The sequence below is a fragment of the Micromonospora sp. CNZ303 genome, from assembly GCF_004345505.1.
Genome location: NZ_SLVT01000010.1, coordinates 97015 through 123273, shown reverse-complemented (window position 1 = coordinate 123273; position 26259 = coordinate 97015). Strand labels below are relative to the sequence as shown.

Annotated in this window: 24 protein-coding genes; 18 read left to right on the top strand and 6 right to left on the bottom strand. The window is 73.1% G+C overall.

Annotated features, from left to right (window positions below; genetic code table 11):
- Window positions 1-22: 22 nt before the first annotated feature.
- Window positions 23-424 (bottom strand): thioesterase, FlK family, encoded by a 402-nt coding sequence (locus EV374_RS17610; RefSeq protein ID WP_132236693.1) that lies wholly within the window; start codon window positions 422-424, stop codon window positions 23-25.
- Window positions 425-501: 77 nt separating this feature from the next.
- Here EV374_RS17610 and EV374_RS17605 point away from each other — a divergent pair, with 77 nt between their 5' ends.
- Window positions 502-2130: a class I adenylate-forming enzyme family protein gene (locus EV374_RS17605; RefSeq protein ID WP_207914295.1), complete on the top strand. Its 1629-nt coding sequence runs from the start codon at window positions 502-504 to the stop codon at window positions 2128-2130.
- Between the two features lie 88 nt (window positions 2131-2218).
- Here EV374_RS17605 and EV374_RS17600 read toward each other — a convergent pair whose 3' ends face one another.
- Together EV374_RS17600 and EV374_RS17595 are read right to left on the bottom strand one after the other, a co-directional pair.
- On the bottom strand, window positions 2219-3706 hold the full coding sequence (locus tag EV374_RS17600) for an AMP-binding protein (protein ID WP_132236691.1): 1488 nt from the start codon (window positions 3704-3706) through the stop codon (window positions 2219-2221).
- Window positions 3703-4842, bottom strand: a complete 1140-nt coding sequence (locus tag EV374_RS17595; protein WP_132236689.1) for an alcohol dehydrogenase catalytic domain-containing protein — start codon at window positions 4840-4842, stop codon at window positions 3703-3705. The genes EV374_RS17600 and EV374_RS17595 overlap by 4 nt, the downstream gene beginning before the upstream one ends.
- Before the next feature lie 97 nt (window positions 4843-4939).
- Between EV374_RS17595 and EV374_RS17590 the strand changes: the two genes are divergently transcribed.
- From EV374_RS17590 to EV374_RS17535, 12 genes are all read left to right on the top strand, one after another.
- Window positions 4940-5509: a 2-oxoacid:ferredoxin oxidoreductase family protein gene (locus EV374_RS17590; protein WP_132236687.1), complete on the top strand. Its 570-nt coding sequence runs from the start codon at window positions 4940-4942 to the stop codon at window positions 5507-5509.
- A complete protein-coding gene (locus tag EV374_RS17585; RefSeq protein ID WP_132236685.1) occupies window positions 5506-6585 on the top strand; it encodes a hypothetical protein in 1080 nt (359 codons plus the stop codon). Before EV374_RS17590 ends, EV374_RS17585 begins: the two co-directional genes overlap by 4 nt.
- Window positions 6582-7364 (top strand): thiamine pyrophosphate-dependent enzyme, encoded by a 783-nt coding sequence (locus EV374_RS17580; protein WP_132236683.1) that lies wholly within the window; start codon window positions 6582-6584, stop codon window positions 7362-7364. Before EV374_RS17585 ends, EV374_RS17580 begins: the two co-directional genes overlap by 4 nt.
- Window positions 7361-8092, top strand: coding sequence for a GntR family transcriptional regulator (locus EV374_RS17575; RefSeq protein WP_132236681.1), 732 nt, complete (start codon window positions 7361-7363; stop codon window positions 8090-8092). Before EV374_RS17580 ends, EV374_RS17575 begins: the two co-directional genes overlap by 4 nt.
- Window positions 8089-8337 (top strand): 4Fe-4S dicluster domain-containing protein, encoded by a 249-nt coding sequence (locus EV374_RS17570; RefSeq protein WP_132236679.1) that lies wholly within the window; start codon window positions 8089-8091, stop codon window positions 8335-8337. The genes EV374_RS17575 and EV374_RS17570 overlap by 4 nt, the downstream gene beginning before the upstream one ends.
- A gap of 333 nt (window positions 8338-8670) precedes the next feature.
- A complete protein-coding gene (locus EV374_RS17565) occupies window positions 8671-10095 on the top strand; it encodes an ABC transporter substrate-binding protein (protein ID WP_486485812.1) in 1425 nt (474 codons plus the stop codon).
- A gap of 58 nt (window positions 10096-10153) precedes the next feature.
- Complete coding sequence (locus tag EV374_RS17560) at window positions 10154-11029, top strand: branched-chain amino acid ABC transporter permease (protein WP_132236675.1); 876 nt, start codon at window positions 10154-10156, stop codon at window positions 11027-11029.
- Window positions 11026-12045 (top strand): branched-chain amino acid ABC transporter permease, encoded by a 1020-nt coding sequence (locus tag EV374_RS17555; protein ID WP_132236673.1) that lies wholly within the window; start codon window positions 11026-11028, stop codon window positions 12043-12045. Before EV374_RS17560 ends, EV374_RS17555 begins: the two co-directional genes overlap by 4 nt.
- On the top strand, window positions 12038-12937 hold the full coding sequence (locus tag EV374_RS17550; protein ID WP_132236671.1) for an ATP-binding cassette domain-containing protein: 900 nt from the start codon (window positions 12038-12040) through the stop codon (window positions 12935-12937). The genes EV374_RS17555 and EV374_RS17550 overlap by 8 nt, the downstream gene beginning before the upstream one ends.
- Window positions 12924-13655 (top strand): ATP-binding cassette domain-containing protein, encoded by a 732-nt coding sequence (locus EV374_RS17545; protein ID WP_132236669.1) that lies wholly within the window; start codon window positions 12924-12926, stop codon window positions 13653-13655. The genes EV374_RS17550 and EV374_RS17545 overlap by 14 nt, the downstream gene beginning before the upstream one ends.
- Window positions 13656-13751: 96 nt before the next feature.
- Window positions 13752-14618 carry an LLM class F420-dependent oxidoreductase gene (locus EV374_RS17540; protein WP_132236667.1) on the top strand — a complete coding sequence of 289 codons (867 nt, stop codon included), beginning with the start codon at window positions 13752-13754 and terminating at the stop codon, window positions 14616-14618.
- A gap of 247 nt (window positions 14619-14865) precedes the next feature.
- Complete coding sequence (locus EV374_RS17535) at window positions 14866-15162, top strand: hypothetical protein (RefSeq protein ID WP_132236665.1); 297 nt, start codon at window positions 14866-14868, stop codon at window positions 15160-15162.
- A gap of 212 nt (window positions 15163-15374) precedes the next feature.
- Here the strand turns inward: EV374_RS17535 and EV374_RS17530 are convergent, their stop codons facing one another.
- Window positions 15375-16538, bottom strand: a complete 1164-nt coding sequence (locus EV374_RS17530; RefSeq protein WP_486485811.1) for an MFS transporter — start codon at window positions 16536-16538, stop codon at window positions 15375-15377.
- 221 nt (window positions 16539-16759) lie between these two features.
- Here EV374_RS17530 and EV374_RS17525 point away from each other — a divergent pair, with 221 nt between their 5' ends.
- From EV374_RS17525 to EV374_RS17515, 3 genes are read left to right on the top strand one after another with little or no spacing between them, the layout of a single operon-like run.
- Complete coding sequence (locus EV374_RS17525; protein ID WP_486485826.1) at window positions 16760-20029, top strand: AfsR/SARP family transcriptional regulator; 3270 nt, start codon at window positions 16760-16762, stop codon at window positions 20027-20029.
- A gap of 49 nt (window positions 20030-20078) precedes the next feature.
- Window positions 20079-20720, top strand: coding sequence for an NAD(P)H:quinone oxidoreductase (gene wrbA / locus EV374_RS17520; protein ID WP_132236661.1), 642 nt, complete (start codon window positions 20079-20081; stop codon window positions 20718-20720).
- Window positions 20721-20746: 26 nt separating this feature from the next.
- Window positions 20747-21748 (top strand): imine reductase family protein, encoded by a 1002-nt coding sequence (locus tag EV374_RS17515; protein ID WP_207914293.1) that lies wholly within the window; start codon window positions 20747-20749, stop codon window positions 21746-21748.
- 163 nt (window positions 21749-21911) lie between these two features.
- Here the strand turns inward: EV374_RS17515 and EV374_RS17510 are convergent, their stop codons facing one another.
- On the bottom strand, window positions 21912-22745 hold the full coding sequence (locus EV374_RS17510) for an SGNH/GDSL hydrolase family protein (RefSeq protein WP_132236659.1): 834 nt from the start codon (window positions 22743-22745) through the stop codon (window positions 21912-21914).
- Between the two features lie 532 nt (window positions 22746-23277).
- Here EV374_RS17510 and EV374_RS17505 point away from each other — a divergent pair.
- Entirely contained in the window at window positions 23278-24330 is a 1053-nt protein-coding gene (locus EV374_RS17505; RefSeq protein WP_132236657.1) for an alpha-lytic protease prodomain-containing protein, read from the top strand.
- 78 nt (window positions 24331-24408) lie between these two features.
- On the opposite strand, the gene EV374_RS17500 is transcribed toward EV374_RS17505, so the two are convergent.
- A complete protein-coding gene (locus EV374_RS17500) occupies window positions 24409-25359 on the bottom strand; it encodes an acyltransferase domain-containing protein (RefSeq protein ID WP_132236655.1) in 951 nt (316 codons plus the stop codon).
- A gap of 192 nt (window positions 25360-25551) precedes the next feature.
- On the opposite strand from EV374_RS17500, the gene EV374_RS17495 reads away from it, so the two are divergent.
- Window positions 25552-26259 (top strand): hypothetical protein, encoded by a 708-nt coding sequence (locus EV374_RS17495; protein ID WP_132236653.1) that lies wholly within the window; start codon window positions 25552-25554, stop codon window positions 26257-26259.

The window sequence follows — 26259 nt, the reverse complement described above, 5'->3', positions numbered from 1 at the left end:
CGGACGGCGGACGTGGGCCGGCTCAGTGCCCGGCGGCCCGGATCAGGGTCTGCGTGACCTGGCCGTCGCCGACGGTTCGTCCGCCGACCGACGCGGTCACGTCGAAGGTGACCCGTCGGCCGGCCACGACGGCGACCGTCGCCACCACGTCCACCCGCTCCCCGGCCAGTGCCGGGGAGCGGTGATGCACTCCGATCCAGGTGCCGACCGAGGCGGCGCCGGGGGTGAAGCGGGGGCGCAGGATGTCGGCGGCGGTGTCCTCCAGCAGCCCGATCAGAGCCGGGGTGGAGAGCACCGACGGGGAACCGGGCACGTGGTCGGTGAGCATTCCCGCACCGACCTCGAAGGACCGGTGGGTCCGTTCGCCGAGTTCGACCGCCACGGTCAACAGGTCGGCCGCCGCCGAGGTCCGCCAGATCCGCATCCCGCCTCCTTGACACGTCTCGCTGTCCGGCCACAGAATGCCATAAACAAGCGCTTGTTTGGTAGGGGGCGGTGCAGGTGAACCAGGTCTCGGCTCTCTATCCGCCCGGCACGGCCCCGGCCCCCGGCAGCGCCCACGAGCGCTACGTCGCGGACCGGCTGGCCGAGGTGGGTCGCTGGGGCGCGGACACCCTGGTCGACCGGGTACGCCGGCACGCCGGCGCCATCGGCGGACGGCCCGCCTTCGTCGCCGGCACCGAGCGGGTCAGTTGGCGGCAGCTCGACGATCTCTCCGACCGGCTCGCCGCGGTACTGCTCCGCCAGGGCCTCGCCCGCGGCGAGCGGGTCGGGGTGCTGCTCCCCGACGGGGTGCTGGTGCACGTCGCGTACCTGGCGGCGCTGAAGGCCGGCGTCGTGGTGGTGGCGGTCGGGCCGCGCGCCGGTCGGCTGGAGGTTCGGCACCTGCTCACCGTCAGCGGCGCCACCGCGCTGGTCAGTCTCGCTGAGCACCGGGGGAGTCCGGCCGCCGAGCTGGTGGACGGGCTGCCGCTGACCGTACGGTTGGAGTTGCCGGCCACGCTGGCCGACGTGGGTTGGCCGGCGCCGACGGACGTCGAACGTCGACTGCTCGCCGGGCGGACCCTGGGCCTGGGCGAGATCCACCTGCTCAACGGCACTTCCGGGACCACCGGCATGCCCAAGTGCGTGGTGCACAACCAGAACCGGTGGATGTACTACCACCAGCTCGCCGTCGAGGCGGGCGCGCTCACCGGCGACGACGTCTTCCTCACCCTGATCCCCGCCCCGTACGGCTTCGCCCAGTGGACGGCCAACTTCACGCCCACCCTGCTCGGCGCGCCGACCGTGGTGATGCCCCGGTTCAGCGCCGCCGGCGCGCTGGAGTTGATCGAGCGGGAACGGGTCACCGTGCTCTGCTGCGTCAGCACGCAGTTCATCATGATGCTCAACGCCGACCCGGGCCGGTACGACCTCAGCTCGCTGCGGTGCATGTTCACCGGTGGCGAGGCGGTGCCGTTCGCGCGGGCGGCCGACTTCGAGCGCCGTACCGGTGCCCAGGTGTTGCAGTTCTTCGGCTCGAACGAGACCGGAGCGCTCTCGCGTACCACCGTGGACGACGGGATCGACGCCCGGCTGCGCACGGCGGGTCGGGCGATCGAGGAGATGCGGGTGCGGCTCCTCGCCGAGGACGGCACCGACGTCACCGCCACGGGTGGCCCCGGGCAGGCGGCCTGCGCCGGCCCGGCCACCTGTCTGGGCTACTTCGCCGACCCGGAGGCCAACGAGCGCCTCTTCACCCCGGACGGCTGGATGCTGACGGGGGACATCTGCACCGCCGACGAGCGGGGCTACCTGCGGGTGGTCGACCGCAAGCAGGACTTCATCATCCGGGGCGGCAAGAACGTCAGCGCGGCGGCCGTCGAGGACCAGGTCGGCACCCACCCGGCCGTCGCCCTGGTGGCGGCGGTGGCGGTGCCCGATCCGACGTACGGCGAGCGGGTCTGCGCGGTGGTGGTGCCGCGTCCCGGCGCCACGCTGGACCTGGACGGGCTGCGGACGCACCTCGCCGACCGGGGGGTGTCCCCGGAGAACTGGCCGGAGCGGCTGGAACTCGTCGACGAACTGCCACGCGGCTCCGGCGGCAAGATCGCCAAGGCCGAGCTGCGCGCCCGGCTGCGCACCGGCTGACCGGCGCGCCGCGGCCCCCGTCGTCACTCACCGGATCAGCGGCGGCCACCGGCCGGTCCACGCGAGCGCCGGGCCCACGAGGGACGGCTCAGGACTGCAACGACTCGCGGATCCGGGAGCGCTGCACCTGACCGGTGGCGGCGGTGCGGGGGATGGCGGGCAGCACGACCACCCGGCGGGGCTGCTTGAAGCCGGCCAGGCGACCGGAGACGTGGCGACGGACCGTCTCGACGTCCGGCCGGGTCGCGCCGGGCGCCAGCACCAGCACCGCGCAGACCACCTCGCCCCAGCGCGGGTCGGGCAGACCGACCACGGCCACGTCGGCGACGCCGGCCAGGTCGCGCAGGGCCCCCTCGACCTCCACCGGGGAGACGGACTCGCCCCCGGTGCGGATCACCTCCCGGACCCGGCCGGTCAGGTGCAGGTACCCCTCCTCGTCGAGGTGGCCGAGGTCGCCCGAGCGGTAGACGCCGTCCGGCAGGGCCGCCGCCGTCTCCGCCGGCAGCCGGTGGTAGCCCGACATCAGCGCCGGCCCGGTCACCCGCACCTCGCCGACCTGCCCGGCCCCCGGCGCCGCGACCCAGAGTGCGCTGGGGAAGGCCGGGCGGCCGACGCTGCCGGGCTTGCGGGCCAGGTCCGCGTCGGGCAGCGCGGCCATCCGACCGGCCTCGGTGGAGCCGTACAGGATGGTCGTGGTGGTGCCGGGCAGCCGGCGCTTGATCCGCTCGACCAGCTCGACCGGCACGGCCGAGGTGCCGGTGTCGGCGTGCCGCAGCGAGGAGAGGTCGGCCCGGCGGTGCTCGGGGTCGAGCAGCCGCTCCCAGACCGCCGGGATGCAGTACAGGGCCGCCGGTCGTTCGGCGCGCACCACGTCGATGAGCCGGGTCGCGTCGGCTCGGGGCACCAGATGCACGGCCGTGCGGTTCTGCCATGCCTCCAGCACGTAGTGCCAGCCGCCGTAGTGGTAGAGCGGAAAGCTGCACAGCACCCCGCCCGGGCCCCGGATCGCGGCGGTGAAGGTGCCGCCGCCGGGCGCGGCGCGCAGCCAGCTCGCCCGGTGGCTGACCAGCGCGCCCTTGGGCTGGCCGGTGCTGCCACTGGTCAGGTAGATGATGTGCGGATCGGTGTCGGCCAGCCGTTCGGCGCCGGCCGGCGCGTCGGCCGCGGCGCCGGCGGCGAGCGCGTCCAGGTCGGCGCCCGCCCCCGGCCCGCCGCCGACGTGTGCGAGCGGCACGCCCGCCGGCCCGTCGGGGCGGTCGGTGACCAGCAGCCGGGGCTCCAGGTAGGCGAGCACGGCCTCGGCCTCGGTGGCGGACAGGGCCGGGTTGACCGGCACGAAGACGGCGCCGAGGCGGGCACAGCCCAGAAAACCGTCGAGGGTACGCAGGGTCGGTGCGGTCGACCAGGCCACCCGGTCGCCGGCCCGCACCCCCAGGCCGGCGAGCGCGTGCGCGGTCCGGTTCGCCTGTCGGTCCAGCTCGCCGAAGGTGATCCGCCGCCCGCCCAGGGTGGCCGCCACGGCGGTCGGTGTCATCCGGGCGGCCAGCCGGACGATCTCCCCGATCAGCAGGCTCACGGCCGCCCCCAATCGACATCGAGGCGGACCTGGACCGGATTGATCGCCCCGTGCGCGGCCTTGTCCCGGGTGACCCGCACCGCCTCGGGTATCGCCTCGATCCCGGTCGACCGGTGGGTGATCAGCGGCTCCACCTCGACGTCGCCCCGGGCGACCAGGCGCAGGGCGTGTGCGAAGACGCTACCGGACGGGGAGTAGCCGCCGGCTCCGGAGCGGGGGTGCAGCAGGGAGACCGACCGTTCGCGCAGCAGGCCGAGGGACGCCGGCACGTCGTCCGGCAGTACCGAGACGCCGACGACCCGACCGCCCCGGCGGGCGCAGCGGGCGGCCAGCTCCAGGGTGTCCGGACCGGACAACCCGAGCCTCGGCGACCCGCCGGCCGTCTCGATCACCACGTCCGCGCCGATCCCCCCGGTCGCGTCGTGGACCGCCGCCAGCACCGGGTCCGCCGCGTCGGCGCCGGCCGCCGCGGCGTCGATGACCAGATCGGCCCCGAACCGCCGGGCCAGGGCGAGTTTGGCGGGGCTCCGGCCGCTGACCGCGACCAGGCCGGCGTTGCCCCGGCGGGCGACCTGGATCGCCAGCAGGCCCATCACCCCGGCGCCGAGGACCAGCACCGTCTCGCCCGGCGCGACGGCCGCCAGTGCGTGCGCGTGCAGCGCCCCGGCCAGCGGTTGGATCGCCGCCGCGGCGGCCGCACTCACCCCGGGTGGGACGGGCACCACGGCCGTCTCGGGTACGACCAGTCGTTCGGCCAGGGCCCCCGGCCGGGTGAAGCCGATGAACTCGGGCCGGACGCAGGCGTCCGTGCGGCCGTTCCGGCAGGCGGCGCAGTCTCCGCAGACCAGGGTCTCGACGGCGGTGACGCGGTCACCCGGCCGGTACCGGCGCACCCCGGGGCCGACCGCCCGCACCACGCCGCAGAACTCGTGGCCGCCGAAGCGGACCGGCCCGGTGGCCAGCGCGTCGGCCAGCCGGCGGTGCAGGGCGACCGGTTCGCCGGCGATCAGCATGCACTCGGTCACGCTCGGCTGTACGCAGCAGACGTCTATCAGCACCTCGCCCGGGCCGGCCTGCGGATCGGGCACCTCCTCGACCCGGAGGTCTCCGAAGCCGTGCAGAACAGCGGCGCGCATCGGGTTCCTCTCGACGGCTCGTACCCTGCCCTTGTCTCGCGATTAGATTTTGTATTCAATATCCGAAGCAGGTCAAGTGCCGAACTCAGGAGGACGCATGGAGCGGGAACTCGTGGTCACCGGGGTCGGTGGTCAGGGCATCCAGTTGCTCGCCAAGACCCTCGCCCTCGCCGCGACCCGTGCGGGGCGCTACGCCATGCTCACCGCCGACTACGGCGGCGAGATGCGCGGCGGCCCGTCCCGGGCCGGTGTGGTGATCGGTGACGCGCCGCTGCGGAGCCTGCCGGTGCTCGCCGCCGCCTGGTCGGCGATCGTCGTGCACCACCGGTTCAGCGGGCCGGCCCTGGCCCGGCTGCGCCCCGGCGGTCCGGCCGTCGTCAACGTCCCGCTGGTCGACCCGGGCAGCCTGCCGGCCATGACGGTGCATCCGGTGGACGCCACCGCCGTGGCGAAGTCGGTCGACGCGCCGCAGGCGATCGGGTTCGTCCTGCTCGGGGCGTACAACGCGGTGACCGGGGTGGTCGACCCGGCCGCCCTGGTCGAGGCGATGACCGAGCTGCTGCCGCCGTACCGCCGCCAGCACGCCCCGGCCAACGCCCGGGCGCTCGCGGCCGGTGCCGCCGTGCCGGTCGTGCCGGTCGCCGCCACGGTGGGGGTGCCGTCGTGACCCGGGAGCTGCTGGAGGGCAGCGCCGCCATCGCCGCCGCCGCGATCACCGCCGGCTGCCGCTTCTTCGCCGGCTACCCCATGTCACCGTTCACGGGGCTGCTGGAGAGCATGTCGCGCGAACTGCCCGCAGCCGGTGGGGTCTGTGTCAACGCCGAGAGCGAGATCGAGGGCGCGAACATGGTGCTCGGCGCCGCGGCAGCCGGCACCCGGTCGGCCACCGGCTCCTGCGGGCAGGGGATCGCCCTCATGCAGGAGACCATCGCCGAGGCGGCGCTCAACGAGACGCCGTTCGTCGTGTTCAACATGGCCCGCAACCAGCAGGACTACTTCCAGTGCACCCGGGGTGGGGGCTGGGGCGACTACCGGACCATCACCCTCGCGCCGAAGGACGTGGCCGAGGCGGTCGAGCACACCCAGTTGCTGTTCCATCTCGCCGAGCTGCACCGCGCGCCGGTGATCCTCTACGGCGACCCGTTGATCGCCCAGACCCGGGTCTCCGTCACCGTGGCACCTCGCGACCACGGACCGTTGCCGGCGCGGGACTGGGTGCTCGACGGCACCGGCGGCGGCACCGGCCGCTCCCGGCAGGTCTGGACCTGGGCCATGGGCAAGGCCACCGATCCCGGGCCCGGCCCGGACCGGCACTGGCGGGCCGTCGCCGACAAGTTCGACGCCATCGCCGGCGTCGAGGCCCGATTCGAGCAGGCGTACGTGGACGACGCCGAGACGGTCGTGGTGGCCTTCGGCACGGCGGCACTCTTCGTCGAGTACGTGGTCGAGGAACTGCGGGCCGAGGGGCACCGGATCGGCTGGTTCCGCCCGGTGTCGCTCTGGCCGTTCCCCGGGGACGCGCTGGCCGCCGCCACCACCGGCGCCCGCCGGGTGCTGGTGTTCGAGCTCAACGCCGGCCAGATGCTCGACGACGTACGCATCCACGCCGCCGACCGGTCGGTCGTCCGGTTCATCGGCGGGGTCAGCATCGCCGAGTCCGGCCTCGCCTACGGCGACCTGATGGACGCCCCGGTCATCCGCGACCGGATCCTCGCCGCACTCACCGGAGGTGTCCCCGCATGACCCGGGAACAGATCATCATCGACACGACCGGCCCGCCCTCCGTGCCCGCCCGCAAGGTGGCCGACCCGAAACCGTCGCTGCTGCTCGGCGAGCACTCGCTCTGTCCCGGGTGCGGCGAGCCGGTCGCCCTGCGGCTGCTGCTGGAGGTGTTGCAGGAACTCGACATCGTGCAGCGGACGATCGGCGTGGTCGGGCACGGCTGCTACGGCAGCTTCGTACGGATCATGGACGTCGACGTGCTCCAGTGCCTGCACGGGCGGGCGCCCTCCTGCGCCACCGGCATCAAGCGGGTCCGCCCCGAATGCGCCGTCTTCACGATGCAGGGCGACGGCGACATGGCCAACGAGGGGTTGCAGGAGGTGCTGCACGCCGCCGCCCGGGGGGAACGGATCACCTGCGTCCTGCTCAACAACGGCGTCTTCGGCGACACCGGTGGCCAGCTCACCGCGACCACCGTGCTCGGCCAACGGACCAAGACCAGCCTCGCCGGTCGGAAGGCGGAGACGCACGGGTACCCGATCCCGGTCGCCGACCTGGTCGCCAGCCTTCAGGGGACGGCGTACGTCGCCCGGGGCACGGTCTCCACCGCCGGCGGGGTGGCGCAGACCAGGCGGATGCTGCGCAAGGCCTTCGAGGCGCAGCTCGCCGGCGCCGGGTTCAGCCTGGTGGAGATCCTCACCATGTGCCCCACGGGGTGGTTCGTCCCCACCGCCGAGGGTCCCGGCTACCTTGGCGGGTCACTGGAACAGACCTATCCACTGGGGGAGTTGGTCACATGACGCCGCTGGTGCGGGCGAAGGCGGGCGAGGCCGTCGCCGGCTACATCCTGGGGCTGCTGTTCGACGGCACGCTGCGCAGCGGGGACCGGATCGACCTCGACGGCATCGCCACGACGCTGGGTGTCAGCCGGGTGCCGGTCCGGGAAGGGCTGATGCAGCTGGAACGGGACGGCCTGGTCAGCATGCCGCACTACCGGGGCGCGTTCGTGGCCGAATTCGATGCCGGCACGGTACGTGAGGCGTTCGAGCTGTACGGCATGCTCAGCGCACTGACCAGCAGTCGGGCCGCCGCCTCGGGGGACGCCGGGCTGCGCGAGACGCTCGACAAACTGATCGAGGCGCTGGTCGACTGCGGCCAGGTGGACGAGTTCGAGCGGCTGGCCCGGGAGTTCCGCAAGGTGGTCAATCTCGCCGCCGCCGGCCCGCACCTGCGCGCGCTGCTGCGTACCTTCAGCGGGCTGGTGCCGGTCGCGGCGAGGTTCTCGATCGAGGACGCGATGGACGACGAGCGGGCGGCGCTGTGTCGCGAACATGCCGCGCTGGTCGGCGGGGATCCCGAGGCCGCTGCCGCGGCGAGTCTCGACCACGTGCTCATGACCGCCGAGAACGCCGTGCGGGCGTTGCGCCGGCGCGGGGTGTTCGTGGCAGAGAGCCCACCACCCGCGACCGGAGAGGGCGACCGGTTGCTCGGCATCGTGCAGGCCACGAGGGAAGGAGCCCGCCCGTGACGGCGCGGAAGGGCCCCGCCGGGGCCAGCCGGGGCACCCTGGTCATCGACACCGAGAAGTGCAAGGGCTGTGACCTCTGCGTCCTGGCCTGCCCGCCCCAGGTGCTGGTGATGTCCGCCGAGGTCAACGAGAAGGGCTACCGGTTTCCCGAGCTGACCCCGGGCTGCACCGGCTGCACCGCCTGCCAGATGGTCTGCCCCGACTTCGTCTTCTCCGTCTACCGACTGACCCCGGCCCCCCGCTGACCGGCGAACTCCGCCGACTGACCCCGGCCCCCCGCTGACCGGCGAACTTCGCCGGCGCGACAGCCCACCGGCCCGGGTGCCCGCCCTGGCGGGTGCCCGGGCCGGGGCGTGGCTGGCGTGCGCGACGCCCCTCGGCGCACGGGCGACCGATCGGCGCTGCCGGGACGACGGCCGCCTGGATGCCGAAGCCGCCCCGCCCCGGCCGCCGGGCCGAAGGGGAAGTTGGCGCCCATACCGCCCGATCGGGCTCCGACCTGCGGCGGAACCCCGACGCCGGCGAGCGCCCTTCTTGATTTCTTCGTAACTTGCGCGTCGCATTGTGGTGCTTGACACATGGTCATGCCGGCACCATCATGGGGAGCAACCAAGCGCTTGCTAGGTTTTTCGCGAAGAGAGAGTGGCGTCTCGCCGGAACATCGGTGCCATCGCGGGCGCGACAGCGGTAACCGGGCGGCGCACCGGGGCGGTCTTCCGGCTCCGGCGCGTGCAGTCCACAACTACCTATCACTGACAACCGGCAAGGCAGGGATAGCAGTGGCCGTATCGAGAATTGGTTCCACCGGTCTGGCGGCGGGTCTGGCGGCCCTGCTGGCCCTCACCGCCTGTGGTGCAGGTGGCGGCGACAGTGACAAGCCCACCGACGGCTCCGCATCAGGGGCGCCGATCATCATCGGGATGGACGAGGACAGCACCGGCCCGGGCGCGTCCTACAGCACCATCGCCGGCAAGACGATCAGGCTGGCGGTGCAGGACATCAACGACAAGGGCGGGGTGCTCGGCCGGCCGCTACGCCTCGTCGTCGAGAACGACGAGAGTGACCCGACCAAGGTGCCCGCGGTGTTGCAGAAGCTCTCCGGCCAGGGTGCCAAGGCGCTGCTCCTGCAGAGCGGCAGCGCGGCGATCATGCAGGCCAAGTCGACGCTGACCCAGCTCAAGTTGCCGGCGATCGCGCCGACCGGCGTCACCGCCACGCTGGTCGAGCCACCCAACAACGAACTCATCTACATGCTCGCCAACACCACGGCGGACTGGGCCGAGGTCTACTGCGGCGCGTTCAAGGCGGCGAACATCAGCAGGCTGGGGGTGCTGACCGACGACACCACCACCATCGCCGCGCTCAACAAGTCGCTGCTCGGCGGGCTCTCCTGTGTCACGGTGGTGGCCACCGAGAAGGGGGCGGCCAACGCCTCCGACCTCTCCGCGCAGGTGGCCCGACTCAAGAACGCCAACCCGGACGCCGTCCTGGTGACCAGCGTAGGCGGCTCCTTCGAGGTGCTCGCCCAGAACACCCTGGCCAGGCAGTTCTCCGGCAAGCCGCGCTTCTCGCTGGCCTCGATCGGCAACCAGCCGTCCTCCTGGAAACTGGCCAACGCCGGTGCGCTGAAGGGCCTGATCTTCATGGGTTCGATCAACTCGGAGAATCCCCGCACCCAGGCTCTGACCAAGCTGCTGAAGGAGAAGAACGGCGACGACTACGAGGTGACCGCGTACGACGCGCAGGCGTGGGACTCGGTCCAACTGCTCAAGCTGGCCATCGAGAAGGCCGGCGGCCCGGACGACCCGGCCAAGCTCAACGCGGCGATCCAGGGGATCACCGGCTACCAGGCCGCCTTCGGGCAGGGCAACTTCACCCTGTCGTTCTCGGCGACCAAGCACCTCGGCGCCGACGGGCTCTGCGGGCTGTCCCTGATCGAGTTCGGCGACGACAACAAGCCGAAGGGACCCTGGTCCACCTTCCAGCCGCCCTGTTCCGGTTGATCGGCGTGGGGGCCGGTCTGCCGACCGGCCCCCACGGCAGTTCCCGAGGAGTTTCCGCATGACAGACCTCCAGCTCTGGCTCTCCGCGATGGAGATGGGCTGCTTCTTCGGCATGCTGGCCCTGGCCTACTACCTGGTCCAGGTCGGCGCAGGTTTCTTCAACTTCGCCATCGGCCCCTACGCGATGATGGGCGGGCTCTGCACGAGCTGGTTGGTCATCGAGTACGACCTCGGCGTCTGGCCCGCGGCCGGGATCGCGGTGGCGGTCACGTTGCTGCTGGCCGCCGGCACCGAGCTGGGCGTGGTCCGGCCGGTGCAGCGGCGCAGCGGCGGCGGCGAGCTGCCCGCCCTGGTGGCCGTGGCCGCTGTCCTCTTCACCATCCAACAGATCGCGGGGTACCTCTTCGGTCACCCGACGCTGCCGGGCCAGAACCTGGCCACCTTCGATCCCCTGCCGATCGGCGACATCGTCGTCCAACCCGGCTCGCTACTGCTGATCGGGGTGACCGTGCTCACCTTCGGGGTGACCGCCGTCTGGATCAGAGCCACCCGGACCGGCCGGCTGCTGCGCGCGGTGGGTGACAGCAAACAGGCGGCCTCGCTGCTCGGTCTGCCGGTCAGCCGGATCAGACTGGTCGCCTTCCTGGCCGCCGGCTTCCTCGCCGCGGTGGCGGGTCTGCTCTTCGCGCCGAAGGCCGGGGTGCACTCGCTCTCCGGCCTGCACTGGTCACTGTCCGGTTTCCTCGCGGTGGTGATCGGCGGCACCGGCTCGGTCTGGGCGCCGCTCTTCGGAGGCATGCTGCTCGGCCTGGTCGAGGTGTTCCTGCCCTACTACTTCGGTGGTCAGTCGCACGTCTACGGGATGCTCCTGATCGCGCTGCTGTTCTTCGCCTTCCGTCCGCAGGGCCTCTTCGTCAGGACGGTGCGGGCATGACCGACGTGAGCGCTCCCCACGCCGCAGCCGCGCGCCCGAGGTGGGACATCCGGCAGGTGCCCGGCATCGGTGGGCTGGGCCTCGGGGTTGCCGCCGCCGTGCTGATCCTGACCTGGGTCGGCTCCGACGGTTACCGGCAGACGCTGGTCACCGCCAGCGTCACCTACGCGCTGATCGCCCTCGGGATGTACGTGCCGTACCTGATGGCGGGCTCGCTGTCGATGGCCTACAGCGCCTACGCGGGCATCGGCGGGTACGCGGTCGGGCTGATCTCGACCCGCACCGACCTGCCGCTGCTGCTCGCCTGGATCGCCGGCCCGATCGTCGCGGCGATCATCGCGGTCCTGCTGGGCCTGGCCACCCGGCGGCTGTCCGGGTTCTTCCTGGCCGCGGTGACCCTGCTCTTCGGGATGGCCTTCACCGCGTTCCTCATCGACGGCGAGCGGCTCACCGGCGGCTCCGGCGGCCTGGGCAACCTGCGTCCGCTGCGCCTGTTCGGGTGGATGCCGAGCCACTACCAGGTGGTGGTCGGCTCGGTGATCGTGGTGTGTGTGGTCGCCTTCCTGCTGGACCGGTTGCGGCTGTCGCCGTGGGGCGTGATCGTACGGACCATGCGGGACGCCCCCCGCGCGGTGGAGGCGGCCGGCGTCCGCGTACCGATGATGAACCTGGTCGCGTTGGCGCTCGGCGCGGCCATCGCCGCGGTCGGCGGTGGCCTCTTCGCCTACTCGGCCGGCAGCATCACACCGGACACCTTCACGCTCAACATCGTCTTCCTGGCCATCTTCATGCCGTTGATCGGTGGCTCGGGCACGCCCTGGGGCGCGGTCGCGGGTGCGGTGCTCGCCGTCGAGCTGACCCTGAACTTCCCGGCGATCCAGGCCAGCGGCACGCTGCTGCTCGCGTTGGGGGTCCTGGTGATCATGCTGGTCGCGCCGAAGGGCGTGATCGGATACGCCGACAAGTTGAGACGGCGCGCGATGGCGCTGCCACGAAGGAGGCGTACCGGTGGATGACACGAAGCTTCTGGTCGGTCGCGGCCTGACCAAGCGGTACGGCGGGGTGACCGCGTTGGCGGACGTCTCGTTCGAGCTGCGGGCGGGGGAGATCCTCGGGCTGGTCGGCCCGAACGGCGCCGGCAAGACGACGCTGGTGGACCTGATCTCCGGTGCGCAGGCGGCCACCGCCGGTGAGCTGCTGCTGCGTGGGCAGCGGCTCACCGGGCCGGCCTCCCGCCGGGCCCGCGCCGGGCTCGGCCGCACCTTCCAGTACCCGCAGCTCGCGCTGCACCTCAGCGTCCGGGACAACCTGCTGCTCGGCCGGCACGCGCAACGGCACAACACGCCGTGGCGGATGATCGCGGGTGCGTTCACCGGCGTGGTGCGGCCGCAGCGGGCGGCCGACCGCGAAGGCGTCCGCCAGTTGGCGCACGAGCTGGGCATCGAGGGTCTCGACCGCGAGGCGGGCGACCTGACCCTCGGCGAGCAACGACTCGTCGAGGTCGGTCGGGCGCTGGGCCAGAACCCGGTGGTGCTGCTGCTCGACGAGCCCTTCGCCGGCTCCGACGCGCAGGGCGTGGCCGGTATCGCCGACGTGATCCGGACGGTCCAGCGGCGGGGCCACGCGGTGATCCTGGTCGACCACAACGTGGATCTGGTCGCCCGGCTGGTCGACCGGGTGCTGCTGCTCGACCGGGGCAGGGTCGCCTTCGACGGCGATCCCGCGGAGTGCCTGGCGAGCCCGCAGATGCAGCAGGTCTACTTCGGCTCGACCGACGCCGACGAGGACGAGGACGCCGAGGCAGCGACCCCTGCGGTGGCCGACGACGCGTCCGCCGGAGCCGACGCCACCGCACCGACCGACGACAGCGTGCCGCGCCAGGGGAGGGTGGAGGATGTCCGCTCATGAGTTGAGGGTGGAAGGGCTGACTGTCCGGTACGGGCACGCCAGCGCCCTCGTCGACGCCGCGGTGACCGTGCCGGGCGGCTCGGTCACCGCGCTGGTCGGGCCGAACGGCGCGGGTAAGAGCAGCCTGCTGCTCGCCGCCTACGGCTCGGTGCCGGCCACCGGGCGGGTGTTCCTGGACGGCGACGATGTCAGCCGGCTACGGCCGGCGGCCCGGGCGCGGGCCGGGATCGCGATCGTTCCGCAGGGGCGGCAGCTGTTTCCGCATCTCGACGTCGTCGACAATCTCCAGGTGATGGCGGAACTGCTGCACCTGCCCCGGAGCGCGGTGCAGGGTGCGCTGGACCGGTTTCCGATCCTGCGGACCCGCCGGCGCAGCCTGGTCGGCGTGCTGTCGGGCGGTGAGCAGCAGATGCTGGTGGTGGCGCGGGCGCTGATGGGCTCGCCCCGGGTGCTGCTGCTGGACGAGATGACCACCGGGCTGGCCCCGCTGATCGTGCAGGAACTCGGTCGGACGGTGACCGCGCTGGCCGCCGAGGGGGTGGCGGTGCTGCTCGCCGAGCCGGCGCTGGGCGTGCTGCGTCGGATGGTCTCCCGGGGCTACGTCCTCGTCCGGGGCGAGGTGTTGACCTGCGAGGAGGGCGGCGGGCGTGCCCTGGACGACGCGTACCGCGCCGCGATGGGTGTGCAGCGTCCTCGGGAACTGCGCCCGGCGAGCTGACCTGCGCCGGTCCGGGCCCCCGCCCGGCGGCAGCGGGCGGGGGAGCCGGTGAGGCGTGCCGCAGTCGGCCAAGCGAGCGCGTGGCAAGGAGTGTGCATGGGGTGGAAACTCGGCGTACTGCCGATGCTCGGCGGGCCGGGCGCCGCCGATCCCGGAGTCACCGCCGCCTTCGTCCGACAGCTGGAGAGCCTGGGCTGCGAGTCGGTGTGGGCGGTCGAGCACCTGCTGATGCCCGACGCCTACCACTCCAGCTATCCCTACGACGCGAGCGGCCGGATGAGCCTGCTGCCCGGCGACGACATCCCCGACCCCCTGCACTGGTTGACCTTCGCGGCGGCGCACACCAGTCGGCTGGTGCTCGGCACCGCGATGTTGATCCTTCCGCTGCACCATCCCGTCGCCCTGGCCAAACGCCTGGCCACCCTCGACGTGCTCAGCGGCGGCCGGCTGATCGCCGGAGTCGGAGTCGGCTGGCTGCGCGAGGAGTACGACGCCGTCGGGGTGCCCTTCTCCGACCGGGGCCGGCGCGCCGACGAGTACCTCGACGCGCTGCGTACGCTCTGGTCCGACGCACCCGCCACCCACCACGGCGCGACCGTGCACTTCGACGCGGTGCACAGCGCGCCACGCCCCACCCGGCCGGGTGGAGTGCCGATCATGATCGGCGGGCACAGCCGGGCGGCCGTCCGCAGGGCCGCCCGCTACGGCACCGACTTCTATCCGCTCGGCGTCGACGCCGCCGGCCTGGCGGAGCTGTTGACCCTGCTCCGAGCCGAGTGCGCGGCGCTCGGCCGGGATCCGACCGAGGTGGCGGTGACCTCGCGGGCGCCGGCCACCCGGGCCGAGGCTGACGCCCTGCGCGAGTTGGGCGTGGCGCGGGTGGTCATCCGGGCCGACCCGCGCGACCCCGAGCGGGTCGCGGCAACGGTGGAGCGGTACCGACACGAGATCCTGGGCGAGTGACCGTGACCGGCAGCGCACCGGCACGGACGGTGGTGGGGACCGGAGGCCCGTGACGGCGTACGACGCGCGCCGGATCCGCGCTCGCCTCGTCCAGGCGCGTACCTGCCGTCCAACCTGGAGCCTTACGCCTGTCGATCATTGCCTGGCCGTCACGTGTCCTGAAGCTGCTCAGGCTGACCGACTTGCCATGTCGGGGGTGTTGGGCATAATCGGCTGGCTCGCAAGGCACCTGATCGAGAGGAAACGTATGAAGCGCAACGTTGTACGCGTGCTGACGGTCATGGCCGTCGTCGCGGCCGGATCGGCGGTGGCGGCCGCGCCGGCCGCCGCCAGCGACAGCCCCGGTGACATCTGCGTGACCAACCAGGCCACCTGGCTGCGCGACCAGCCCTGGGGCAACGTCCTGCGCACCCTGAGCCCGGGGCGGGGCTTCCGCGTTCACTCGATGTACGGCGGCAGTGATATCCAGACCTGGTACTACGGCCACGGGGCCGAGGCGCCGGGGCAGGACGGCTGGATCCCGGCCGCCAACTGCAACTGGTAGCAGGGCCTCCCACCTTCCACCGTTGTCGAGCTGCGCTCCGCTGATGGCGCCGGCCCCGGCCGGCGCCATCAGCGACTCGGGTGCCGTCACCTCGGTGTGGCGGCCCGGCACTGCCGGACAGGAAGCGTTCGCCGCTCCTGGGGGAATTCGTGCCGGTCGGCCCAGGCGTCGGGCTCGACGCCTGCCGGCACCGCGCCCGACGCCGCCTGATCTCAGCCGGTCGGATGCGAGAACGTCACGGCGATCACCGGTCCGAACGCGACACTGAGCAGGTAGGCGAGGTTGAACAGGCCCAGGGCTTCGGCCTTGTGAGAGGCGGGCACGACGCCGGTCGCCCGCAGGGCGAGCACGCCCTGGCCGGTCGCGGCGGCCAGCGAGCCGAGCGTCATCGCCGCGAGCAGCAGCGGTACGGCGGAGGTGACCGCCGCCAGCAGCGGCGTGGCGGCGCCGGTGCCGAGCAAGGCGGCGGCCGCGACGCGGTGGGGCACCCGCACGGACGCCGCGACGAGGAACCCCGAGCAGAAGCCGCCGACCAGGTAGGGCGCCAGCAGCACGATCCCGCTGCGGGCGCCGTCCCATCCCGCGTGCTCCCGCAGCAGGTCCGGCGCGGCGTAGAGCAGGGCGAAGTTCACCACCCCCAGCGCGAAGGCCGACGCGCACGCCGCGAGGAACCGGCCGTTGCGTGCCACCGCGGCGGGCAGGAAGCCGTCCGGACGGAACCTGATCCAGGTCACCAGCGCGAGCAGCAGCGCGACGGTGGCCGGGCCGGTCACCAGCGGTCGGTGCGGAACGAGGACGGCCGCGGTGACCAGCATGGACAACAGAACCATGCCGAGGGGATCGAACGACGCCGGCGCCGCTTCGGGCGAGGTGGTGCCGCGGCGAGCCGCGGGCACGGCGAGCAACGCCAGCAGCGGCAACGCCAGCGCCGCCTGCCACGAGGAGATGTCGGCGACCAACGCGCCGGTCAGCGGACCGGTGGCCCCGACGACCGCCAGCGACGCGGTGACCACCCCCATCTGCCGGGCCGAGTCGGCCAGCTTCATCGCCGTCACGGAGAGGCCGGCGGACCCCAGTGCCTGCACCGCCGCACCGGCCACCAACGCCGGCACGCTCGGCACCAGCACGAGCAGGAGCGTCCCCGCGCCCAGCAGCGCGGCCGAGACGGTCAGGACCGCCCGTACGCCGCGCCGGGACAGCAGCACCGCCAACAGCGGCGTCCCCAACGCGATCCCCCAGCCGAAGGCCGTCACACCGGCGGCTGCGGCCTGTTCATCGGCACCCGTCGCGCGCGCCACGTCGTTGAGGATCAGGGCCGGCGCGGCGATTCCGTACGACAGCGGGCCGGCCAGCAGGGCGAGCCAGGGTGTGGCCACCCGCCCTGGTACGGACGGCCGGTGACCGTGAGCGGCCCGGGGCTCTTGCAGACGATCCATCTCATTCCTCCGGTGTCGGCTCGGATCAGCCTGCCCGGGGCCGCTCACCACCGGCTGACGGCCGGCTGACGTACGCGTACGCGCCGCGCCCCGGTGCGCGGGCCGACGGCCGACGGAGGTTCGCGGGGCGGGACAGTCGACTGGCTAGTGTGAAAGCCGTGATGTTCGGGGTGCTGGGCGAGATCGCGGTCTGGGCGTCGGACGGCAGACCCCTCACCGTGCCCGGCCTGAAGGTTCGTGCCCTCCTGGCCGACCTGCTGGTGCACGAGGGACGCCCGGTCTCCGCCGACCGGCTGATCGAGGACCTCTGGGGTGACGAGGCGCCGGGCAAGGCGCTCGGGGCACTCCAGACCAAGGTGTCCCAGTTGCGCCGGGCGCTGGGGACGGGTGAGACGGGTGGCCGTGCCCTGGTCGAGTCCGGCGATGCCGGTTACCGGCTGCGGGCGTCGCCGGAGTCGGTCGACGCCGGTCGCTTCGCCGCGCTGGTGGCGCGTTCGCGCGCGCAGCGGGAGCCGGCGGAGCGGGCGGCGACGCTGACGGAAGCCCTGTCGCTGTGGCGCGGTTCCCCGTACGCCGACTTCCGGGACGAGCGGTTCGTGCGCCAGGCGGCCGAGCGGCTCGACGAACAGCGCCTGGCCGCGCTGGAGGACCTGGCCGAGGCCCGGCTCGATCTCGGTGAGCACCATCTGCTCGCCGGTGAGCTGGCCGACCTGGTCGCACGCCACCCGTGGCGTGAGCGGCTACGGGCCGCGCACCTGCGCGCCCTGTACGGCTCGGGACGGCAGCGTGAAGCCCTGTCCGCGTACGAGCAGTTCCGTCGGCAGGCGCGCGACGAACTCGGCATCGATCCCGGCCAGGAGTTGGCCGAGCTGCATCGGGCGATCCTGCGGCAGGACCCCGCCCTGCGGCCGCCGGAACCGCCGTCGACTCCGGCGCGGACCAACCTGCCGGCACCTGTGTCACCCGGTCCGTACGGCGGACTGATCGGGCGCGAGACGGCCGTCGAGGCGGTACGGGAGCGGCTCACGAACGGGCGGCTGGTGACCCTGACCGGGATGGGCGGGGTGGGGAAGAGCCGGTTGGCGCTCGAGGCCGCCCGGGTGCTGGCCGACACGTTCACCGCCGGGGTGTGGCTCGTCGAGCTGGCGAGCCAGCCGCGCTGCGGCGGCCAGGCGACCTGCACCGAGCTGGTCGAGACGGTGGCGGCGACTCTGGAGATCCGGGACGACAGCCCGCCCGGCCTGCCCGGTGAGCGACCACGTGAGCCGATGGACCGGCTGGTCGCCGCGCTGCGGGACCGGCGGATGCTGCTGCTGCTCGACAACTGCGAACACGTGGTGGCGCCGATCGCCGAACTCACCGAGAGCCTGCTCGGCGCCGCGGCCGACCTGCGCATCCTGGCGACGAGCCGCGAACCGCTCGGGATCCCCGGCGAGGTCGTCCTGCCGGTGCCGCCGCTGGCCCTGCCGGAGGCGGGCGCCACCGTGGAGCAGATCGCCGACGCCCCGGCGGTCCGGCTCTTCGCAGCCCGCGCCCGTGCCACCGAGCCGGGGTTCACCGTCGACGCGCGGAACATGGACACCATCGCCACCATCTGCCGGCGCCTCGACGGCGTACCGCTGGCGCTGGAGCTGGCCGCGTCCCGGCTGCCCGTGCTCGACCCGGGCGAGCTGGCGGCGCGGCTCGACGACCGCTTCCGGCTGCTGTCCTCCGGCCGGCGCACCGCGCCCGCGCGCCAACAGGGGCTGCGCGCCATGATCGACTGGAGCTGGGAGTTGCTGTCGCCTCCCGAACGCGCGGTGCTGCGCCGGCTGGCGGTCTTCGCCGACGGCGCCACCCTGGCTGCCGCCGAGCAGGTGTGCCCGGGCGGGCAGGTGGCGTCGGACGAGGTCCTCGACGTGCTGGCACGCCTGATCGACCGCTCGCTGATCGTGGTGCGGCACGGCGAGAGCCCGCGCCGCTACCGGCTGCCGGAGACGGTGGCCGCGTACGGTCTCGAACAGCTCGACAGCGCCGGCGAACTGCCCGCCACCCGTCGCCGCCACGCCGCGTGTTTCGCCCGCCTCGCCGAGCAGGCCGCCGGGCGGCTACGTGGTCGCGAGCAGAGTCGCGCGCTGCGCGAACTCGACGCCGAGAACGCGAACCTCCGAACGGCACTCGACGTCGCCGCCGCCGACGGTCAGGCCCGCGTGGGCTTGGCGCTCGCCACCTCCTTGTGCTGGTACCGGCTGCTGCGGGGCCGGTTCGGGGACATGAGCCGGTCCCTGCGGACGGCGCTGGACATCGTCGGAGGCAGCGCGGACGACGTCGCGCCGGACGCCCTGCGGCGACGTGCGGACATGTGGCTGACCGCCCTCGCCACCCGCGACGGCGACCCGACCGCTCCCCGGCAGCGGATCCTGGAGAGCTACCGGGACGCCGACGGGCCGGAGAAGGCGTTCGCGCAGTGGCTGTTCGCCTCCATGATGCTCGGCTCCGGAGACCCGGGGGAGGCCGCCGACCTGGTCGACGCGGCGCTGACGGCGTTCCGCGCCGACGGCGACCAGTGGGGCATCGCCGCCGCCTGCGCTACCCGGGCGGACCTCGCGCTCGTACACCGCAGCGACCTGACCGCCGCGCAGCGTGACTGCGAGACCAGCCGGTCGCTGTTCGGGCAGTTGGGCGACCGCTGGGGACAGGTGCACCCGACGAGCCTGCTGGGGACCCTGGCCGAGATCCACGGCGACTACGACCGCGCCGCCGCGCACTACCGGGAGGCGCTGCGTACCGCCGAACACCTGCGGCTGTGGACGTCGGTGTCGCGGCAGCTGGCCTGCATCGGTCGGCTCGCCCTGTTGCGCGGCGACCTCGACGAGGCCGCCGTCAATCATGACCGCGCGCTACAGGTCGCGCGGGAACAGTCGAGCCGCTCCGCCGCCGCCTTCGCCGGCACGGGCCTGGCGATGATCGCGCGACGGCGGGGCGACCTCGACGCCGCCGAGGCCCAGCAGCACGACCTGCTCGACTGGAACCGGCACGCCGGCTACCTGCCAGGCTGCGCGCTCGCGCTGGCCGAGCTGGGGTTCGTTGCGGAGCACCGCGGCGACGCCGTCCTCGCCGAGCGCCGCCACCGTGAGTCGCTCGACGCGGCGCGCGCCGCCGGAGACCACCGGGCGGTCGCCCTGGCCCTCGAAGGGCTGGCCGGGGCCACCAGCCTCGGCGGTGACCAGCGCCGTGCCGCGCGGCTGCTCGGCGCGGCCCGCGCGCTGCGCGCGGCCGCCGGAGCGCCGCTGCCCCCCGGCGAACGGCACGACGTCCAGCGCGTGACCGGCCGCCTCCGGGAGGCGCTCGGCAGCGAGGAACTCGCCGCCGAGATGAGCCGCGGCGCGCAGCTCGACCCCGACGACGCGGCGCTCAGCGGCATCGGTCAGGAGACGGTCAGCAGACGGTAAGCCTCCTCGGCACGGTTGACCGGGAACCGAGCCGAACCAGGAGGCAACCGTGCAGACTGATGCCAGGATCGCCGTCATCTACTACTCCGCCACCGGCACCGTGCACCGGATCGCGCAGGCGTTCGTCGACGGCGCCGCCGACGCCGGCGCGGAGGTCCGCCTGCGTCGGGTGGCCGAGTTGGCACCGGAGCAGGTCGTCGATGCCAGACCGCAGTGGCGGGCCCACCTCGACGCCACCGCCGATGTCCCGCTCGCCACCCTGGACGACCTCCGGTGGGCCGACGGGTACGCCTTCGGCACGCCGACCCGGTTCGGGAACGTCTGCTCCCAGCTGCGCCAGTTCCTCGACACCACGAGCGCCCCCTGGCAGGCGGAGGAACTGGCCGACAAGCCGGCGACCGGCTTCACCGCCACCTACGAGGAGCACGGTGGGCAGGAGGCGACCCTGCTCAGCCTCTACCAGACCTTCCACCACTGGGGGTCGGTCATCCTGCCCACGGGCTACCTGAACTACGACACCGCGCACGCCGCCGGCGGAAACCCGTACGGCGTCAGCCTCGTGGAGAGCCGCGCCGGCCGGGATCCCGGGTACGCCCGGGCCGTCCTCGACACGGCCCGCTTCCAGGGGGCACGCCTCACCCGCACGGCAGCCGCCGTCGCCGCCGTCCGCGCGGAGCGCCAGCCCGGCTAGCAGCCCGCCGACGGGAGCAGTACGGCGTGCGGGACGACATCGTGCGTGGCCGCGTCCCCCGCGGCGACCGAGGGCTCGCACTCCGCCACCTGACGCACCAGGACCATCTGGGCGAAGAACGAGAGGAAATCATGCTGACAACGACCACAGGCGATCCGACCAGCCGGGCCAGCCAGGTCACCGTGCTCGGCCTCGGTGCCATGGGATCGGCGATCGCCAGGACGTTCCTCGACCGCGGATACCGCACGACGGTCTGGAACCGGACCGCGAGCAGGGCCCTGCCGCTGGTCGACGCCGGCGCCACGGCCGCCCCGACCGCCGCGGAGGCGGCGGCCGCGAGCCCGCTCGTCGTGGTGTGTCTGCTCGACGGCGCAGCGGTCGACGAGGTGCTCGGTGCCGTGGACGCCGCAGTCGCGGGCAAGGTTCTGGTGAACCTGACGAGCGGCTCTCCTCAGCAGGCACGGGCCAACGACCGCTGGGCGGGAGCGCGCGGCGCCGAGTACCTCGACGGCAAGATCATGGGAGATCCGCCATACGTCGGTACGCCGCACGTCATGTTCCCGTTCAGCGGTTCCCGCACCGCCTTCGAGGCGCACGGGCCGACGCTGCGGGAGTTGGGCTCGGTCGTCTACCACGGGGAGGAGGCCGGCTCGGCCGCCGTGGAGTTCTTGGCGCAGGTCGCGATGGGCTACGAGATCCTCATCGGGTTCCTGCACACGCTCAGGCTGGTGCAGGCGGAAGGAGTCGACCTGGCGGAGTTCGCGGAGCGTGTCGCCAACAACGTGGCCGCGCTGGCACCGCTGTTGACCTCGATCGGCAAGGCGGCCAGGGCCGGCGACCACCCACCGGATCTCGGCCCGCTCGACGTCCAGGCCGCGCTGATGGACGACCTGATCAGCCACCGGAAATCCATCGGCGTGGAGGCCGTGCGGATGCGGGAGGTCAAGGGTCTGATGGACCGCCGGATCGCTGACGGCTTCGGCGCTCAGGGATTCTCGAGCCTGTTCGAGCTGTTGGCGAAGCCCTGACGGCGGCTTCCCGGCGCGCGGGGGAGACGCCACGGCCCGCCGTGTCGTTCCACGTGGGGCGCGCGTCCACGGCCTGGGCGGGGGCATCCTGACGCCGGGATGGGGCGAGGTCTCCGGTAAGGGGCGCTTCGGCGGGAACAGGCCCGAACCGGAGACCTCACGGCTACGCCTTGGCGCCGGCCTTCTTGGCGGTGGCGGACTGGCCGACCGCCTGGGTGAACACCGGGAGGTAACCGAGGGACTGCCCGGTCGCCATCGGGTGGTACGAGTTCGACAGGTTCAGGATGTCGACGGAGTGGATCCACTTGTTGCCGCTGCAGATCTGGTGGCCGACGAAGATGCCGCGTACGTCGGCGAAGGTGAACCCGGCGCGGGCCGCGGCGGCGGCGATCAGGCTGTCGGCCAGGTTGATGCCCTCGTTGACCTTCGCGCGGGCCGCCTCGCCGATGCCGAGGCAGACCGTGCCGAGCTGGTAGAAGACCGGGTAGCTCAGCACCACGACCTTCGCGTTCGGGGCCTTGCTGCGGATCGCGGCGTAGGCCCGGTCGAGCAGGCCGGGGAGGTTCGCCCGGGCCTGCACCTGGGCCGCGTCCACCGCGGCGATGCAGGCGCTGGAGCCCTGGAGGGCGCAGGTGCTCATGATGGTGCCGAACCCGGCGTCGTTGCCACCGATGGTGATGCTGACCAGGGTGGTCTGTGCGCTGAGTGCGGCGACCTGCGAGTTGATCACGTCGGTCGTCTTGGCGCCCCCGCAGGCCACCGACTTGTAGGAGGCCGGCGCGTTGGCCGCCGCCCAGAGGGCGGAGAACGCCTTGGTGCTCCGCTTGCAGGCGCCGCTCTCCGTGGTGTAGCTGCCGGCGCCGACACCTGAGGCGTACGAGTCGCCGAGCGCCACGTAGTGGTGGCCGGCGGCCTGCGCCGGGCTGGCCAGCCCAAGCACCGCGAGTGTCGCGGAGAGGACGCCTGCGAGCAGGCTCAGCGTTCGGGTTCTGGTCATGTACCCCTCCAAGGTCCACCGGTTGGTGAACGATTAATAGCACTCCATCGATGTTTAGGGATAGGTGCAGATCGACACGATGTGGCGATCGGGTGGAACTGAGGGGTGGGCGCGGGGTCGGGCCCGCCCGGCCCAGGACGCCGGATCCGGTGGCCTGGCCGTCGATGGTGCGGGGGCGTCGACACGTGCGGTGCCGGCCGGGCCGTCGGCCGCCACCGGGCTTTTTCGATGTTGCGGCGGTGTCCCGCCATCCGGTCGCGGTGGGTGGCGGGACACGGCAGGTGGGTCGCGGGCCGGGCTTGCTGACCTGCCAAGTCGCCGCGAATAGCGACTAAACGCCGCAGGCGCCACTCGTCGGGCTCTCCGGACCCAAGGTATGAGAAGCGGCCGAGTCAGGCCAACCGTCACTCTTGCAATCAATGTGAGATCTATGAATAGATCGAACGCCTCCGGTCGGGTGAGCCTCGCCAACCGATCGGGTGCCCGGGGCTACCTGACAGGCAGCCCGTGCTCAGCTCCATGGAGGTACCACATGCGACACTCCGGGTCTTCGCTGCGCCGCGTCACCGCACTGTCGGTGGCCGGCGCGCTGGTCGTCGGCACCTTGACCAGCAGTCCCGCTCAGGCAGCACCCGCGACGCCCGCTTCCCCCGGCCAGGCCACCGCGCTCGCCGCCGCACTCGGCGACCGCTCCGGCGGGGCGTACGCCGGGGCCGACGGCGCCATGGTCGTCACCGTGACCGACGACGCCGCTGCCCGCAAGGTCCGCGCGGCCGGCGCGACCCCGAAGCTCGTCGCCCGAGGTGCGAAGGACCTCGCCCGGGCCACCGCCGCGCTGGACAGCGCCGCGCGGGTGCCCGGCACCGCCTGGTGGACCGACCCGGCGACCAACCAGGTCGTGGTCTCCGTCGACAGCACGGTGACCGGCGCGAAGCTGGACCGCGTCGAGGCCGTCGCGGAGCGGCTCGGCGGTACCGTCCGCATCCAGCGGGAGGCCGGCACGCTCAGCACCCGGGCCGCCGGTGGCGAGGCCATCTACGCCGAGGGCGGCGGCCGCTGCTCGCTCGGCTTCAACGTCCGCAGCGGCGACACCCACTACTTCCTCACCGCCGGGCACTGCACCGACATCACCGCCAACTGGTACGCCGACTCCGGGCAGGGCAACCTGCTCGGCACCGGCGGCACCGGCAGCTTCCCCGGTAACGACTACGGCATCGTGCAGCACACCAACCCGGCCGCCGCCGACGGCAGCGTCTACCTCTACGACGGCACCACCCGCGACATCACCGGCGCGGGCGACGCCTTCGTGGGGCAGTCGGTGCAGCGCTCCGGCAGCACCACCGGCCTGCACGGCGGCGCGGTCGAGGCGACCAACGCCACGGTGAACTACGCCGAGGGCAGCGTCAGCGGGCTGATCCGGACCACCGTCTGCGCGGAGCCGGGCGACAGCGGTGGCGCGCTCTTCAGCGGAAGTACCGCCCTGGGCCTGACCTCGGGTGGCAGCGGCAACTGCTCCTCCGGCGGTACCACCTACTTCCAGCCGGTCACCGAGGCGCTGAGCGTCTACGGGGTGGAGATCGTCTGACAGGCGCCGCAGCAGCGGGGCCGCCGGTGTCCGGCGGCCCCGCTGCTGTGCGGGTGGCCGAGCGGCCGACAGTCGCGGCTAGAACGGGAAGCGGCCGCGGCGCCACCGCCAGTGGCGGCCGGCCTTGAGATGGTCGACGACCGCGCGCTGGAGCACGGTGCGGCGCGGCAGTTCGTCGAGTGGCGTGGTCAGGGTGCGGAACACGAACCGCAGCACCTCGACGTCGGCGTCCAGCCCCTCCGGATCCGGGTCCTCGTGGGGCTCCAGCGCGAACCTCCGCTGAAACCGGGCGATGTGGGAGTCCTCGGGCAGGTACTCCAGCAGTTGCGGATCCAGCAGCCACGAGCCGCAGGAGAACGCCGTGTGGCGCTCGTCGGGGAAGTGGCGCGGGAAGAACGCCCGGGCCTCGTCGAGCGACGCCGTGACCGACTCCGGGGTCAGCGGCCCCGCCTCGGGGATGTGCAGGGCGATGGTGGTGTCGCCGCGCTGGTGTTGCAGCCGGCCCAGCTCGTAGAGGCCGCCGCGGGCGTGCAGCGTCAGCCAGCTCTGCATGACCGGCCAGCCCTCGCGGCGCATCCGCCGGTCGATCGCGAGGTTGCGGCCCAGGTCGGCGAGGGTCGTCCACGAGACGGCGTCGGCGATGCCGTGCTCGCGGTGGTACCCCCTGGCGACGTCGACCAGGGCCAGGTACGCGTACACGTAGAGATGCCGCCAGGCGGGGCCCCGCTCGCGCGGCAGCACGGGACCGGGCGGCAGCCAGCCGTGGCCCCCGAGATCGGCGCGGACCAGGGCGATCGACCGGTCGAGCAGCCAGCGCAGCTCCGGAGTCCACAGCGGAGAGTCGGGATCGGGCCAGCCCGCCATGATCTCGGCGGCGTCGTCCGGCCGCACCGCGAGCCGGTCGAGGAGCGCGGGCGCGTCGGCCCTGGCGGGCAGCGGAGCCGACGGTCGGTCGCCGGCGAGCCGGTGCAGGCGGTCGATGTCCTCGACGCGTACGCCGAGCCGGGCGGCGGTGTCGTCCAGATCCACGCGGACGACCCTACCGGCCGGTCGGCGTCCTCCCCGGCCCGTGCCGCTCGGGCCGGGCGGCGCGCGTCCGCAGCGTCGGCGCGTCGGGCCGGGACTGTCACCGTCCAGTGACCACAATCGACCTTGTCATATATTTACAGATCCGTATACCGTGCCGTTGGTAAGTTCCGGACCCGGACGAAGGGCGGGCGCATGGCAGCCAGTGGGGCGCCGGTGACGCATCGGGCGATCGACCAGGGTCGGTTCATGCTCGACGGCTCACTCGATCTCAGCGCACCGTTCACCTCGGTGGCCGACGTGACGATCGGCGGCCGACTGCACGAGTTCACGGCCGGCGCGGTCGGGCTCGCGGACGACGTGGCCCGGACGCTCGGCGTCGAGACGTTCGACGAGGAACTCACCTACCAGGGCGGCACCCTGGCGACCGCGCGCATCCGGTCCTACGACCCGCAGATCCAGTTGGCCGAGGAGCGGCTCGTGGCGGTCTGGCGGGGACGACGACACTGCTTCTTCACCGAGATGTACGGCGCGTCGACCACCGATCTGCTCGGGGCGTTGCGGACCCTGCGCGTCGAGGAGCACGACGACGGGCTGGCCCTGCGCCCGGCCTCGAAGACCGGGGCCGAGTTCGCCGAACCCGCCACCGTCCTCAAGGAGATCCCCGGGCTCGGCCTGCTGGAGATGGCACCGCTCACCAAGCAGCGTGCCGGACAGCTGCCCTCCTGGCGCGGCCTGCAGACGCGGGCGGGCGAGCTCTTCCGGGACGTCCTGCCCGACGGGCAGCCCTACTTCGTACTGGCGGCGGCGGACGCCTGGCTCAGCCTGGTGCCGTTCGGCGACACGGCCGTGGAGCAGGTGCCCACCCTGGTCGACCGGCTCCGCGTCCAGACGGTCCGGTAG

Coding starts and splice junctions, on each gene's coding strand:
- EV374_RS17555 (WP_132236673.1), top strand. CDS start 11,026: ATGACCGACGTGAGCGCTCCCCACGCCGCAGCCGCGCGCCCGAGGTGG.
- EV374_RS17505 (WP_132236657.1), top strand. CDS start 23,278: ATGCGACACTCCGGGTCTTCGCTGCGCCGCGTCACCGCACTGTCGGTG.
- EV374_RS17580 (WP_132236683.1), top strand. CDS start 6,582: ATGACCCGGGAACAGATCATCATCGACACGACCGGCCCGCCCTCCGTG.
- EV374_RS17560 (WP_132236675.1), top strand. CDS start 10,154: ATGACAGACCTCCAGCTCTGGCTCTCCGCGATGGAGATGGGCTGCTTC.
- EV374_RS17540 (WP_132236667.1), top strand. CDS start 13,752: ATGGGGTGGAAACTCGGCGTACTGCCGATGCTCGGCGGGCCGGGCGCC.
- EV374_RS17575 (WP_132236681.1), top strand. CDS start 7,361: ATGACGCCGCTGGTGCGGGCGAAGGCGGGCGAGGCCGTCGCCGGCTAC.
- EV374_RS17535 (WP_132236665.1), top strand. CDS start 14,866: ATGAAGCGCAACGTTGTACGCGTGCTGACGGTCATGGCCGTCGTCGCG.
- EV374_RS17595 (WP_132236689.1), bottom strand. CDS start 4,842: ATGCGCGCCGCTGTTCTGCACGGCTTCGGAGACCTCCGGGTCGAGGAG.
- EV374_RS17510 (WP_132236659.1), bottom strand. CDS start 22,745: ATGACCAGAACCCGAACGCTGAGCCTGCTCGCAGGCGTCCTCTCCGCG.
- EV374_RS17590 (WP_132236687.1), top strand. CDS start 4,940: ATGGAGCGGGAACTCGTGGTCACCGGGGTCGGTGGTCAGGGCATCCAG.
- EV374_RS17495 (WP_132236653.1), top strand. CDS start 25,552: ATGGCAGCCAGTGGGGCGCCGGTGACGCATCGGGCGATCGACCAGGGT.
- EV374_RS17610 (WP_132236693.1), bottom strand. CDS start 424: ATGCGGATCTGGCGGACCTCGGCGGCGGCCGACCTGTTGACCGTGGCG.
- EV374_RS17565 (WP_486485812.1), top strand. CDS start 8,671: ATGGTCATGCCGGCACCATCATGGGGAGCAACCAAGCGCTTGCTAGGT.
- EV374_RS17525 (WP_486485826.1), top strand. CDS start 16,760: ATGTTCGGGGTGCTGGGCGAGATCGCGGTCTGGGCGTCGGACGGCAGA.
- EV374_RS17545 (WP_132236669.1), top strand. CDS start 12,924: ATGTCCGCTCATGAGTTGAGGGTGGAAGGGCTGACTGTCCGGTACGGG.